The sequence below is a fragment of the Gluconobacter cadivus genome (assembly GCF_015244745.1).
GTDB classification, from domain to species: Bacteria; Pseudomonadota; Alphaproteobacteria; order Acetobacterales; family Acetobacteraceae; genus Gluconobacter; species Gluconobacter cadivus.
On record NZ_JABCQI010000001.1, the window covers coordinates 63707 to 77819 of the forward strand.

14 protein-coding genes are annotated in these 14113 nt (G+C 59.3%); 3 read left to right on the forward strand and 11 right to left on the reverse strand.

The window, feature by feature from the left end; genetic code table 11:
- The first annotated feature begins 72 nt into the window (after positions 1-72).
- Entirely contained in the window at positions 73-939 is an 867-nt protein-coding gene (locus HKD28_RS00280) for a lipid-binding SYLF domain-containing protein (protein ID WP_194266422.1), read from the forward strand.
- Positions 940-973: 34 nt separating this feature from the next.
- Here the strand turns inward: HKD28_RS00280 and mltG are convergent, their stop codons facing one another.
- The 7 genes from mltG to HKD28_RS00315 form a co-directional block, all read right to left on the reverse strand.
- Positions 974-2023: an endolytic transglycosylase MltG gene (mltG, locus tag HKD28_RS00285; protein WP_194266423.1), complete on the reverse strand. Its 1050-nt coding sequence runs from the start codon at positions 2021-2023 to the stop codon at positions 974-976.
- Between the two features lie 17 nt (positions 2024-2040).
- Positions 2041-3327: a beta-ketoacyl-ACP synthase II gene (gene fabF / locus HKD28_RS00290; RefSeq protein WP_062110332.1), complete on the reverse strand. Its 1287-nt coding sequence runs from the start codon at positions 3325-3327 to the stop codon at positions 2041-2043.
- A gap of 134 nt (positions 3328-3461) precedes the next feature.
- Entirely contained in the window at positions 3462-3701 is a 240-nt protein-coding gene (locus HKD28_RS00295) for an acyl carrier protein (protein ID WP_011253554.1), read from the reverse strand.
- A 222-nt stretch (positions 3702-3923) separates the two neighbouring features.
- Positions 3924-4664, reverse strand: a complete 741-nt coding sequence (fabG, locus tag HKD28_RS00300) for a 3-oxoacyl-[acyl-carrier-protein] reductase (RefSeq protein ID WP_194266424.1) — start codon at positions 4662-4664, stop codon at positions 3924-3926.
- Positions 4665-4676: 12 nt separating this feature from the next.
- Positions 4677-5621: an ACP S-malonyltransferase gene (gene fabD, locus HKD28_RS00305; protein ID WP_194266425.1), complete on the reverse strand. Its 945-nt coding sequence runs from the start codon at positions 5619-5621 to the stop codon at positions 4677-4679.
- 72 nt (positions 5622-5693) lie between these two features.
- The gene (locus HKD28_RS00310; RefSeq protein WP_194266426.1) at positions 5694-6440 is read right to left on the reverse strand and encodes a hypothetical protein; all 747 of its coding nucleotides are present in this window, start codon (positions 6438-6440) and stop codon (positions 5694-5696) included.
- Positions 6441-6484: 44 nt separating this feature from the next.
- Complete coding sequence (locus tag HKD28_RS00315) at positions 6485-7363, reverse strand: class I SAM-dependent methyltransferase (protein WP_194266427.1); 879 nt, start codon at positions 7361-7363, stop codon at positions 6485-6487.
- 255 nt (positions 7364-7618) lie between these two features.
- On the opposite strand from HKD28_RS00315, the gene HKD28_RS00320 reads away from it, so the two are divergent.
- Positions 7619-8398 (forward strand): acetoin reductase, encoded by a 780-nt coding sequence (locus HKD28_RS00320; protein WP_194266428.1) that lies wholly within the window; start codon positions 7619-7621, stop codon positions 8396-8398.
- 42 nt (positions 8399-8440) lie between these two features.
- On the opposite strand, the gene HKD28_RS00325 is transcribed toward HKD28_RS00320, so the two are convergent.
- From HKD28_RS00325 to HKD28_RS00340, 4 genes are all read right to left on the reverse strand, one after another.
- A complete protein-coding gene (locus HKD28_RS00325) occupies positions 8441-9166 on the reverse strand; it encodes a glycine betaine ABC transporter substrate-binding protein (protein ID WP_194266429.1) in 726 nt (241 codons plus the stop codon).
- Positions 9167-9240: 74 nt separating this feature from the next.
- A complete protein-coding gene (locus HKD28_RS00330) occupies positions 9241-11337 on the reverse strand; it encodes a M13 family metallopeptidase (protein ID WP_194266430.1) in 2097 nt (698 codons plus the stop codon).
- Positions 11338-11408: 71 nt separating this feature from the next.
- Positions 11409-12044, reverse strand: a complete 636-nt coding sequence (locus tag HKD28_RS00335) for a Dabb family protein (RefSeq protein WP_194266431.1) — start codon at positions 12042-12044, stop codon at positions 11409-11411.
- Positions 12045-12145: 101 nt separating this feature from the next.
- Entirely contained in the window at positions 12146-12967 is an 822-nt protein-coding gene (locus tag HKD28_RS00340; protein WP_194266432.1) for an acyl-ACP desaturase, read from the reverse strand.
- Between the two features lie 103 nt (positions 12968-13070).
- On the opposite strand from HKD28_RS00340, the gene bioB reads away from it, so the two are divergent.
- Positions 13071-14111 carry a biotin synthase BioB gene (gene bioB / locus HKD28_RS00345; RefSeq protein WP_194266433.1) on the forward strand — a complete coding sequence of 347 codons (1041 nt, stop codon included), beginning with the start codon at positions 13071-13073 and terminating at the stop codon, positions 14109-14111.
- Positions 14112-14113 lie beyond the last annotated feature (2 nt).

Here is a 14113-nt window from a genome sequence, read left to right on the forward strand (position 1 = left end):
CACTCGTGATTTGGCCGCATTTGGCGCATAGTGCGGGAAACATCCTTTCGATGACTGCAGAAGGTATCTTTCATGACCCTGTCCGGTCTCCTGCGTACGACCACGCTCGTCGCTTCGGGCTGTCTTGCCCTGTCAGCCTGCTCCGACGCACCCCAGACCACTGCCAGCCAGCAGCAGCTTATCGTTGATCGCGCCACACTGGCTGTTCAGGACCTTTTTGCGGGGACCACGCCCCAGTCGCGCTCGCAGAAACTGCTTGCCGAAGCCAAGGCCGTCATGGTCTGCCCGTCCGTGCTGAACATGTCGTTCGGGATCGGCGGCTCCGGCGGTCGCTGCCTGCTGCTCAGTCGCGACGCACGCGGCTCATGGTCCGATCCGGCATTCTATCGTCTGAGCACAGCTTCGCTGGGATTACAGGTTGGCGTGCAGAGCGCGGAAACCATCCTGTTCATCATGTCCCAGCGCGGCATTCAGGCCATTCTGGACAGCCAGTTCAAGTTTGACGCCTCCGCTTCCGCCTCCTTCGCCAGCATTGGCACGGGTCTGGAAAACAGTACGGCCGGTGCGCACAACACCGACATTTACGCTGCCCAGAAAAACGAGGGCCTCTATGCCGGTGCAGCTCTGGGTGGCTCCAAACTGACCGTCGATAGTGGTGCAAACCGCGCTTATTACAACCAGACGGTCGGCCCCGAGGACATCGTCGTGACGATGCGCGTCAACAACCCGTCTGCTGATCCGCTGCGCCGCGCCCTGATGTCGGTCGCCCAGACGCCAGCAGCCTCCACAGTCCCATGGCGCGTGACGCAAGCGGCCACCACAACCGCACAGGATGTAGTCGGCAACAGTCCGTACCCGACGACCTACGATGCATCGCGCCCCTATTCGGCGCAGGCCGCAGGCGTCCAGAGCCAGAGCCTCGCTCCACTGAAGCACTGAAAACCCGTCCCGCTCTCTTCCAAAGAGCGGGACATCAGTTCGGGGTCTGCGTAGCCCCGGACAGATGCGCGCGATAGGCGCGGATGTTTTTATCCTGATCGGCAAGGGTTTCGGCAAAATTATGCCCGCCCGATCCTGTCGCCACGAAATACAGCATTTTGCCATCAGCCGGATGCGCCGCCGCATCCAGAGAACTCTGCCCGGGTGAGCAGATGGGTCCGGGGGGCAATCCGGCCTGAAGATAGGTATTGTACGGCCCCGGTGTTTGCAGGTCCTCATGGGTCAGAGGCGCATCAAGCGTCCCCACGCCGTTGCTGAGCCCGTAAATTACGCTCGGATCTGTCTGTAGTCGCATTCCCAGCTTCAAACGGTTGAGAAATACGCGCGCCACCATGGGGCGCTCCGATGGAACTGCCGTTTCACGCTCGATTAGAGACGCCAGAACCAACAGTTCCTGCGGAGACTGTATCAACCCGTCCAAAGCCTCGACATTGCGCCCGTCCCATGCGGCGGCCAGCCTGGTTGCCATCATTTTCTGCAATTTTTCGGCCAAAGCCTGACGCGACGTTCCCCAGACATAAGACACCGTCTGCGGAAAAACCGTTCCTTCAACGAGCGTCGGTAATGCACCACTCAGTGCCGGCGCCTTATCGAGAATGGTTGTGATTTTAAGCGCCGTCAGTCCCTCAGGTACCGTCACCTGATGGGAGACAGGCTTGCCGTGACGCAGGATCTCAAGAACATGCGCGACCGAGACGCGGGAAGGAAACTGGAGTTCTGCCGCATGAATCTGACCGTCGCGATGCGTCAGAAAGGCAGCGATCCGGAAAAATGTGCCCGACGCCCAAGTCGGCGACAGGATGCCATCGTCCTGCAGGGCTTTTGTCACGCGGGCATTGTTGCCGTGCGGAATAACAAATGTCTTCGCGTCCTGTAGCGGACCGGGATCGGTGTAATGGCCATATCCCGCAACCAGTCCGGCCACGAGAAGCAAAGGCGCTCCGAAGAACGCCAGCTTGCGGCCAGCCTTTGGAGGAAGAACGAGCTTCCGCAGTTCCTCGCCGTCAGACTGACCTTCAGACATGGGAAACGAACCCTTCCTCAGTCCTTGAAGCGCTTGAGGATGATGCTTGCATTCGTCCCGCCGAAGCCAAAGCTGTTGGACAGGGCGACGTCGATCTTGCGCTGCTGAGCGACATGCGCCACGCGATCGATCACGCTTTCCCGCGCCGGGTTATCCAGGTTCAGGGTCGGCGGCACAACGCCGTCACGGATGGCCTGAAGGCAGAAGATCGCCTCAACCGCACCGGCCGCCCCCAGAAGATGGCCAATGGCCGACTTCGTGGAGGACATAACCAGACGCTTGGCGTCTTCGCCGAAGAAGCGCTCGACCGCATCAAGCTCAAGGTCATCCGCCATGGTGGAGGTGCCGTGCGCGTTGACATAGTCGATATCGGCCGTAGTCAGGCCACCGCTGTTGCGCAGCGCGGCCTTCATGGCACGGAACGCACCCTCATGCCCTTCAGCCGGAGCCGTGATGTGATGGGCATCGCCGGACATGCCGTAGCCGCCGATTTCACCGTAGATCTTCGCACCACGGCGCTTGGCGTGCTCAAGTTCCTCAAGCACGACTACACCGGCACCTTCACCCATGATGAAGCCATCACGGTCCTTGTCCCAGGGGCGCGAAGCCTTGGTTGGATCGTCGTTGGAAGCGGTGGACAGCGCACGTGCCGAGCAGAACCCGGCAATGCCGAGCGAGCAGATCGCAGCTTCCGCACCACCGGCAATCATCACGTCCGCATCGCCATACTGAATCAGACGCGAGGCGTCGCCAATGGCATGAACGCCCGTCGCGCAGGCCGTCACGACCGCATGGTTCGGTCCTTTGAATCCGTAGCGGATCGAAAGATGGCCGGAAATCAGATTGATCAGGGCCGAGGGAATGAAGAACGGCGACAGACGGCGGGCCTTACCGCTCGAAACCGTCAGGGAGCCGTCATAAATCGTCTGAAGACCGCCGATCCCCGAGCCGATCATGACGCCAGTGGCGCAGCGATCGTCTTCGTCCTCAGGCTTCCAGCCTGAATCCTCGACAGCCTGAATGGCTGCGGCAAGGCCCAGATGGATGAAGCGATCCATCTTCTTCTGGTCCTTGACCGGCACCCAGTCGGACAACGTGAGACCACCTTCCGCCGTCGGGCCGTCCGGAACCTGTCCGGCAACCTGGGCAGGAAGTTCGGAGGGATCGAAATGCGTGATCCGGCCAATGCCGGACTGTCCTTCGATCAGCCGCTTCCAGGTCAGTTCCGCGCCCACAGCCAGTGGGCTGACAACACCGATACCGGTTACGACGACACGCCGCCCGTTAGTTGCAGTCCCGCTCATCGATGCCTCTTGTCTCACGTTATGTCCGGGTCTTGCAGCCGAACCTCATGACAAGGCCCGGCTGATCTTCCACCCCTGAATGGGGTAGGAATCCGGGGCCGAAAAAGCAGCCCCGGTCAGTCTGAGGACTGGCCTCAGGCTGCTTTCTGCTTTTCGATATAGTCGATGGCATCCTTGACGGTTGCGATCTTCTCGGCTGCATCTTCCGGGATCTCGACGGAGAAGGCTTCTTCGAAAGCCATGACCAGCTCAACCGTGTCGAGGCTGTCTGCGCCCAGATCGTCGATGAACGACGCGTCCGGCGTTACCTTGCTTTCGTCCACACCGAGGTGCTCGACAACGATCTTCTTTACCTTGTCAGCAATGTCGCTCATCTGTTCGTTCCTTATGCCCATCCGGGACCCTGTTGCCCGTCCGGTGCGTTACATCAAAACTCGTACTGCCGCCTGCCAGTCCGGAAGCCCAGTGGTTCCTCCAGAGCAGGGCCGCCCCCGTTGAAGGGGAGGCGTTGCCGCCGGAAGAACCGGACATCAGCCTTCAGCAGGCCGGGCAAAGCAGCGCGCGATTAGCATGCTTTAACCAAAAAGGCCAAGCATTCACACCATCGCCATGCCACCATTGACATGCAGGGTCGTACCCGTGACCCATGCTGCCTCTTCGGAAGCCAGATATACCACTGCGGACGCCACGTCACCAGTATTCCCCATCCGACCGAGCGGAATAGAGCCAACCAGCTTTTCGCGGACTGCTTCCGGCAGCACATCCGTCATCGGCGTTTCGATGAAACCGGGTGCCACGACATTGACCGTGACACCACGCGGACCGGCTTCCTGCGCCAGAGATTTGCTCATGCCCACGATACCGGCCTTGGCGGCAGCGTAGTTGGCCTGACCGGCATTGCCCGTCGTTCCCACCACGGAGGCGATCGAGATGATCCGCCCCGCACGACGGCGCAGCATGCCCTTGAGCGCAGCGCGGGCCAGACGGAACGGGCTTTCCAGATCGACGGTCAGAACCTGCGACCAGTCGCTGTCCTTCATGCGGATGGCCAGCGTATCGCGCGTCAGACCGGCATTGTTGACCAGAATGTCCAGCGGCGCGCCCGCAGCGGCTTCGGCCTTGGCCACGAGACCGTCGGCCTCGGTGGGATCGGACAGGTTGGCGACGGCGATGTGGACGCGCTCGCCCAGGCTGTCGGCCAGTTCCTGAAGAGCCGCTTCACGCGTGCCGCTGAGCACGACCGTCGCGCCCTGTTCATGAAGCTGGCGGGCGATCGCGGCACCAATGCCGCCTGATGCGCCCGTTACGAGGGCCGTCTTGCCGGTAAGAGAGAACATGATCGGTTGTCCTTAAAGGGTCTTGAGCAGGGCTTCGATTTCGGCAGGCGTTCCGGCATTGCTTGTGGCCAACTCGGGAGCGATACGACGTGCCAGACCGCACAAGACCTTGCCCGCACCAAGCTCGTGCATGTTCGTCACACCCATTGCCACCATCGCCTGCACGCTCTCGCGCCAGCGCACAGTGCCCGTCACCTGCTTCACGAGAAGTTCGCGAATGGTTGCCGGATCGGTCACCTTGGCAGCCGTGACATTGGCAATCACGGGAACGGACGGCGCATTCAGCGTCGCAGTCGCCAGTGCATCTTCCATCTCGCGTGCGGCAGGCGCCATCAGCGACGAATGGAAAGGTGCAGAGACCGGTAGCTTCACGGCGCGCTTGATGCCATGCTCTTTGGCGACAACGATGGCACGGTCGATGGCGCTCATCACACCGGACACAACGATCTGACCACCGCCATTGTCGTTGGCGATTTCCAGCGTCTCGCCTTGGGAGGCCTCGTCACAGATCGCACGGGCCTGAGACGCATCCACACCCAGAAGAGCCGCCATGCCGCCCTCCCCGGCCGGAACAGCGCGTTGCATGGCCTGACCACGCAGACGCAGCAGACGCGCACCTTCCGCAATCCCAAGCGTGCCAGCAGCGGCGAGAGCGGAATACTCACCCAGCGAATGCCCGGCCAACAGGGCTGCCTTGTCCGCCAGTTTGAAACCGCCTTCGCTTTCCAGAGCACGCACGGCGGCCAGCGAAACCGCGAACAGCGCGGGCTGGGCATTTTCCGTCCGCGTCAGTTCATCCGCATCACCAGTGAACATCAGGCGCGACAGATGATCGCCAAGCGCCTCATCCACTTCCTGAAAAACCGCACGCGAGGATGCAAAAGCCTCGTGAAGGGCCTGTCCCATCCCGACGGACTGGCTCCCCTGTCCCGGAAAGACGAACGCGTGAACCGACATGGATCCCCCTGCTGGCAGTGAATTTAAGGTTTTGCGTGATGCGTCCTCACGCTCCATCTGTCAAATCCGGCATCAGTTTTTACGCTTGAGCGTAAAGAATTCATCAGTCGGAATTTTCACACGGATCATGGAAAACGGCCTGTCGGAACGGAATACGGTGCCATTCTGATAATCCTGCGGGCGGAGAATGAATGTGTAAGGCACCGCACCTTGATTATCGACCAGAAGCCGCGCCGTTCCGTTTTCCACGGCTTCAAAACGCGCGCCGGGAGCGACATCAATCTTCAGCCGATGTGCATCAGGCGCCAGAAAAGCAAGGATTACGCCAAAGAAATCGCGGATGGCGGCATTGATCTCCCCCATCCAGCCCACGGCCTGCTCTTTTGTAAAAGACGGCACCGGGAGAGGATCGACCTCGATCGCCAGCTCAAGCTGGACCTTCCGGTTGGGTGGCAGCGTCAGCAGAACGGGAGGATTTTCCGCCAGAAGGGCCGCGGAACGGGGAAAATGCATCTCCCGATCCTGACCAACAAAAAGCGGAATATCGCCCTCTTTGGTATGGAGGACGACCCGCGCCTCAGACGGTGCAGCATGGTCAGGCACGATATCGCCCAGAAAATGCAGCGACAGATTTTTCCCTGCCTTGTCCGGCAGGCGGTCAAACCGGTCATACACCCGGTAAATACCCTTGTAGCTCCCGACCCGCATAGCGTGCTGGCCAGTAACTGTGACAGTTTCTTCCGGTTCGGCAGAAACGCTGGAAAACGGTGCGACCAGAAGAACTGCGAGCAATCCCATGCCGATGCCGGTTTTTTTCAAGCCCCTCTCCTCCCGCTCTGCCACATCTTCGTGACAAACGATGACTATCCGATCTTCTGCATCACAATCAGGACCTGTGGCAACCGGACGGGATTGTCCATGTATTCGATCAGACGAAACAGACCGCCCCATGCCTTGATGATGTAATTCCGCGGAATGATCGCCTCACCATAATGCGACTGGGGCTGAGGCGGTTTCGAGGATGCTGCGTGAAGGAAACGCCCAGCCTCGAATTCCGCATTCGCACGTGCTTCATCCGTGAAACTGTCAGCACAGGCTTCATGCCACGGATGCTCCAGGCGGATACCCGAGGCACGTTTGAGCCGCTGTTCGGCGCAGAAGGCGATGAACCGGCGGCTCTGCGTCGTCATGACCAGAATCCCGCCCGGTCTGAGCAGACGGTGAAACTCCCGCACCCAGTGCCCCGCAAGAAACTCGTCCAGATGCGAGAACACTGACCATGACGTAATCAGATCAAAGCTCTCCGACGTCAGAAGCATAGGCGGCACCAGATCGCAGCCCAGAAAATTTAGCGCCGGATTGCTCAGTCGCGCCGCCATGAGAAAACGGTCCGTGGTTTCCGCGCCATACAGATTGGAGGGCCGGATATCTTTCATGAACAGCCGGGCAATACGTCCCCAGCCGCAACCGAAGTCCAAAAGACGTGTCTCGGGACGAACCGGCCGCCCGGCATAAGCACAGTACGCCTTGATTTCCCGGAAGAAGACATGCGCTTCGTGGATGGAAATTTCTCCATGATGCCCATGAATTTCCCGTTGCAGGTCATCGGGGGGGAAGGACGGCATCCTCACACCCTGAATTTCAGGAATGTGCACTGACGACACCAAAACCTGAAGCCATTCCTCATCGCTGATGCCACCGAAAGTTTCAAAGACGGCGCTAATACTTTCAGAATGGCTCATTAATTCCCGCCGAAGCCGTGTCATAACGTTTATTTAACGCATTCTTGCAGTCCCTGCCTTCCATGACCAGAGCTGGTTTATGAAAATTACGTCCTTCGCCAGCTCTGCGGGCAGAGCTTCTCCAGACCGACACAATTCCGTGTAACATTTAGAAAACAGGCGATTTTTTGTGGAATCCCGAAAATAAAGAACCGATGGTTTGGGCTGTCATGGCATTCACATGCGGATGACGGACAATCGAAGGATCTTTTTTCAATGTCCCTTTCTGGAAAAGTAGCTGCCGTCACGGGTGCCGCCCAGGGCATCGGCAAGGCCATCGCACTTCGTCTGGCCAAAGATGGCGCGGACGTCATTCTGCTGGACGTCAAACAGGACATTCTCGCCCAGACCGCCAAGGAGGTTGAAGCCCTCGGACGGCGTGCCGTCGCGCTTACGGCCGATATCAGCAACCGCGACCGGTTCGCCACGACCCTGCGCGAAGCCGCGGATACGCTGGGCGGGCTGGATATCATGGTCAACAATGCTGGTATCTGTCAGGTCAAACCGGTTCTGGAGATCGAGCCGACAGAGATCGAAAAGATCTTCAGCATCAACGTGCAGGGCGTGTTGTGGGGCATTCAGGCCGCTGCGAAGATTTTTCAGGAAAAGGGCACGAAAGGCAAAATCATCAATGCCTGTTCGATTGCCGGACATGAAGGCTACCCGCTTCTGGGCGCCTATTCCGCCACCAAATTCGCCGTCCGCGCCCTGACACAGTCAGCAGCCAAGGAACTGGCGTCTTCGGGAATCACGGTCAATTCCTACTGCCCCGGCATTGTCGGAACCGATATGTGGGTCACGATCGACCAGCGCATGGCCGAAATCACCGGCACGGAAGTGGGCGCGACCTACAAGAAATATGTGGAGGGAATTGCTCTGGGCCGCGTGGAAACTGCCGATGATGTCGCAGGTTTCGTGGCCTATCTCTCCAGCAGCGACGCCGATTACATGACGGGTCAGTCTGTGCTGATCGACGGTGGCCTCGTCTTCCGCTGAGAGCAGAAAAAAGGGGGCCGGGTTCCCGCGCCCCCTTACATATCAGCGCCCGATCAGACGGCCGCGCTGCCACGCTTCAGCCGCACTCTCAGGGTCCTGCCCGTCAACGGAAATGACGTAATCGAGGGCACTCATGACCTTGTTGCCCAGCATCATTTCCGAAAGTTCGTCCAGCAGATCGCTGTCCGCCTGACGCGCCACATCCTCACGCAGGATCATCCGCGCAGACATCTCGCCACCAAGCAGACGCGACGGGTCTTCGAGCACGGTCAGCAGATCGGTATGGAACACAGCGTGCGGCTGTGTTGCAACCACAAGCGGCCTTTCGCCAGCATCGCGAGCCTTCTCCAGACGCTCGATCAGAGCACCCTCGCCAATGCTTTCAATAGACAGAACCGAAAGCGCCGGAAGCTGCTTGAGCGCCTCTTCCAATGCCTGACGGCTGTCATCGGCCACGATGATCCGATCCACATCCGTTGCAGTCAGGGTTCCGACAGCGCCCAGCGGCGTCAAGGCTGCGAAGCTGACAACCGGCTGATAGAGGTCTCCCAGAACCCGAAGGCCCGGGCCGGCGAGACGCTCGTCACGCGGGAACCAAGCGGAAACCAGAAGGTCGACCTCCCCCTGTTCCAGCGCATCTTCGACATCATCGGGATCAAGATCGACATACTCGACCTCGACCTCATAGGCCTCAAGCACGCGCGCGACCGCGCTGGCACATCCCGCATGCAACGAGGTGTACAGATGGCCGATCGTCATTTGTGTCATGAGAATGGGTCCGTCAGGCAGAAAATTGAAACGTGAGACCGTGATTAGGCCCCACGTTCCAGTTTGTCACGACCTTACCAGATCTTTACGCGCTGATCCGGTGCCAGATAGAGCTTCTGGCCGGGTTTTACATCAAACGCCCCATACCAGGCATCAATGTTATGAGCCGGGATGTTAACGCGCGTGATCGCCGGGGCGTGTTCGTTGGAGAGAACCTGCTGACGCAGCGCATCCGGACGGTCCTTCTCCCGCCAGACCTGCGCCCAGCCAAGGAACACGCGCTGATCGCCCGTCAGACCATGTACGACCGGCGCGGGCTGACCGTGCAGCGAGTCATGATAAGCCTGAAGGCCGAGGTTCAGACCACCGGAATCCGCGATGTTCTCGCCCATGGTCATCTTGCCGTTCACATACAGGCCCGGCAGGACTTCCTGTGCATCGTACTGCGCGGCCAGACGGTCGGCCAGCTTCTGGAAGGCCTCTGTAGACGCCTTGCTCCACCAGTCGTTCAGACGTCCATGTTCGTCGTAGTGACGACCCTGATCGTCGAAGCCGTGGCTCATTTCATGGCCGATCACGCCACCGATACCACCGTAATTGACGGCTGTATCGCCCTTCGGATCGAAGAACGGGGGCTGAAGGATCGCAGCCGGGAACACGATCTCGTTCATGGTCGGATCGTTATAAGCGTTCACCGTCTGCGGCGTCATGCCCCATTCGTCACGATCAACCGGCTTGTCGAGCTTGTCCAGATCGTGCTGCCAGCTGAACGCCGCACCACGCACGGCATTGCCGTAGACGTCGCCCTTGCGGATGTCGAGCTTGCTGTAATCCCACCATTTTTTCGGATAACCGACCTGAATGGCAAAATGATCCAGCTTGTTCAGAGCGGCCTTGCGGGTCGGCTCGTCCATCCAGCTGTTGTGCTCCAGACGGTCATGGAACGACGCTTTGACCTTCTGCACCAGATCCGTGATCTGCGCCTGTGCGGAAGGCGGGAAATAGCGCGCAACATATTCGCGGCCCAGTGCCCAACCCAGTGCACCATTCGTCACGCGCACGGCACGCTTCCAGCGCGGAGACTGCTGCGCCACGCCCGACAGCGTATGGCTGTTGAAGTCGAACGACGCATCATAGAAGTTGCTGGACAGATAACCGGCAGCATTGTCTCCGAGATGGAACGCCAGCCAGGCGCGCAGCGTCGCAGGGTCAGCAGCCTTGAGAACGGCCGTCATCGCCTTGATTCCGGCGGGTTCACGCACGTCGATCTTGCGGCTTTCGAGCCCTTCTGCCGGAAGGCCGGCGCTGGTCAGGAACGTGACCCAGTCGAAGTCCGGCGCGAGCTTCTGAAGCTCGGACACCGGCATCGGGTTGTAAATTTTGAGCGGATCACGGGTCTGGTCGCGCGGCACTTCGACCTTGGCCAGAGCCGTTTCGAGATCAACCACGGCCTGCGCGTTCTTTGCAGCGTCCGGCCAGCCCTCAAGCGTCAGCATCTTGGCGATATAGGCCTGATAGGCCTTCTTTTTGTCCGCCAGCTTGGGGTTTGTGTAGTAGCTCGTGTCCGGCAGACCGAGGCCACCGCTCACGCCGATGCTCATGCCCTGATCGAGCATCAGCATATACCGTTCCGGGTCCTTTTGGTCCTGCTCCACGCCGATCTGGAACGTGGAGAACATCATGGACTTCAGAGACGCACCGAACGCTGCGGCAAGTGACTTGCCATCGTTAACGTTACGAATTATTTCAAGATCAGCTGCAAGAGGCTTGCCCCCAAGGCGGTCCACGGCCTTCTGGTCAAGGAAGCTGGCGTAATAGGTTCCGATTTTGCCCATGTCGTCCGTGGGCTGTTCAGTAACCTTCTTTGCGGCTTCGTCGAGAATGGTCTTCTGACGCGACAGGGAGAGTTCATACAGGATACGGAACGGGCCGTAGCTGCTCATATCCCCGGGGATTTTGAGGTTTTTGAGATAGGTACCGTTGGCATATTCGAAGAAATTGTTGCCCGGCTCAACGGCGCGGTTCATCCCGGCTTCATCAAAGCCCCAGCCCGCATTGTAGCCAGCAGCCTGTGCACCGGAAACCATCAGGCCTCCAGCGAGGGCGAGAAGGCTGGCCCCATATTTCAGAGTATGTCGTGACGTAAGGAATCGTTTCACAATGTACCTCATTCCAGAGTGGTGCCTTTAGAATGAGGTATAAAGTATCATTTCGTCAAAAGGACAAAACGCCTCCGCTCCGCTCAGCGGGTTTTGTGGACTTTTTTGGATTTTGCGCCCGTACCTTCCGGCGTCACGACAGCCGCGACCGGGTAATCGAAAGCGACGACCTTTTCGAGATAAGGCGCGGCAAATTCCTTGAAGGCTTCATGGGCGGGATCAATGAACGCCACGTCCGTTACGACAGGTTTGCCGACATAATAATTCCGGTCTCCTTCGGAACGAAACGTCACAAGAAATGCCTGCTGAAGACCGGCATCTACCCCCTCGCCACTATTCTGAAAGCCGGTCTCGATGCTGACGACAACCGGCTTGCCATCAGAACGACGGCTGTCCTGCGCGAGATGCAGGAAACGGCCCGACACTTCAGCACGCTGGGCCGTTGTGGAATCCTTGGTGTAGCGAAACATGACCATGTGCCGGACCGGACCAACACGCCAGTCTGGAGCAGTGAACTGCGCATAGCCGACCTGTTTGGCCAACTGCTGGGCAGACAGGGTGGCGGGGCTCACCGTATCGGTTTTGACCGGACCGGAGGACGCGATCGGCAGGGAATAAGGGTCCGCTTTCGCTGTCGGAAACTGATACAGTCCGGCGGCACAGAGGGACAGGGTTGCGCCGTAGACGGCACGACGGGAGAAAATGGCGGAAACGGTCATCGAAATCTCCGGACGCAGGCGAAAGAATCAGGCGTCTTTCATGGCACAGACGCCCGGTTTCGTCTTCTGTTTTCCAGTTTCCGGATGTTGCGTGGAAGTCCTCAGGCCTGAACCTGTTTCCTGAAAACTTTCCGGCGCCACTGGATCAACCGATAGACCAGCGAAGATGCCAGCTTCTGCCAGCGCGAATGCGGCGTAAAACCGATCGTCTTGAAAATCATCGCCGTCACGCGGTCGATATGTTTGGGCTGATAGAAGCCCATCGCCTTGGACATATAGGCCGCGATGCAGCGCTGATGGTCATAGGCCATGCCCGGTGGCTCGTTGGTCGTGTGATAGGCCGAGGCGAGTTCGTCGTCTTCGCTTTCCGTCACACGGCCCAAGGCAATGCGCGTCCGTGCCCACACGCCGAGCTTCTCGCGCTTCAGATAACGGCGCATGTGATCGTAGAACAGCTTGAAATGCCGGTATTCGTCCGCTGCGATCTGCTTGCAGATGGCCTTGAGCAATGGCTCGTCCGTCGCGTCCGCAAGTGCCGTATAAAAGGACGACGTGCCGGTTTCGACCATACATCGCGCAATCAGTTCGCCAGTGCGGGAGCCACGGATCGAAGCATCCACATCGGCGTCGATCTTGTAGGACGCACGGTAGCGGTCGAAAGCCTTTTCATAGTTCCAAGACGGATCGGCCAGCATGGCCCAGCGGCCAAGCGCATCGCCGTGCTGAACTTCTTCGACGGCCCAGTTTGCAGCAGCAGCACTGAAATCCGGGTCTCCCACAAAAACGCGACGCAGATATTCGGCATAATCGAGACCGTTCTTTTCCACCACGGAAGCAGCCTTCACGAGGGGGATAATCTCGGGGTCCACGCGGGACGGATCAAAGGAGTTCCAGTCCATCTGATCGATATGCCAGTGTTTCATTCTGCAACCTCGTCCGTTTTCCGGCTCACCAATAGTGACGATCAGATGACACGGTGGGACAATTTTGGGTAGGTGTGATGCAGCAACCCTTGGAGATTGATCCGTGACGGCCACCCATACGCCCCTCCCAGACGTCCGCCACGACTGGACCCGCGACGAAGTCGAAGCCCTTATCAGCCTGCCCTTCCCCGAGCTGATGTACCGCGCACAAACCCTTCACCGCCGCTATTTCGACCCCACGAAAGTGCAGATTTCCACGCTTCTTTCGATCAAGACGGGCGGCTGCCCGGAAGACTGCGCCTATTGTCCGCAGAGCGCGCTTCACGAAAAAAGCGTCAAGGCCGAGCGCCTGATGGCCGTGGAATCCGTCCTGAAGGAAGCACGCGCTGCCAAGAAAGCCGGTGCGGGCCGATTCTGCATGGGCGCCGCCTGGCGCACGCCGAAGGATCATGACCTCGACACCGTCTGTGAGATGATCGAAGGCGTGAAGTCGCTGGGGCTGGAAACCTGCGTGACGCTCGGCATGCTCGACGCGCAGCAGACGGAGCGCCTGAAGACGGCGGGCCTAGATTATTACAACCACAATCTCGACACGTCCGAAGAGTTCTACGGCTCCATCATTTCCACCCGTACCTATCAGCAGCGTCTCGACACGCTTTCGAACGTGCGCGACGCGGGAATCAATGTCTGCTGTGGCGGAATCGTGGGCATGGGTGAAGACCTGTCCGACCGCGCCGGCCTACTGATGACGCTCGCCAACCTTCCCAAGCACCCCGAGAGCGTGCCCATCAACCTGCTCGTCCGCGTTGAAGGCACCCCGCTGGGCGAGGCCGAAGCCGTTGATCCGATCACCTTCGTCCGCATCATCGCCACGGCCCGCATCATGATGCCGGAAAGCCATGTCCGCCTTGCCGCAGGCCGCGAAAACATGACCGACGAAGCCCATGCGCTGTGCTTCCTCGCGGGTGCGAACTCGATCTTCTGCGGCGAAAAGCTCCTGACCACGCCTAACCCGGCCGAACATCGCGACCGCCAGCTTCTCTCCGCGCTCGGAATGTCTCCGATGGTGCAGTCCGAAGCCGAAATGGGCACGATGCGCCCGGCTGTGGTGGAAGAAGCCGTCTGCGAGATGGCTGCGTCCTGACC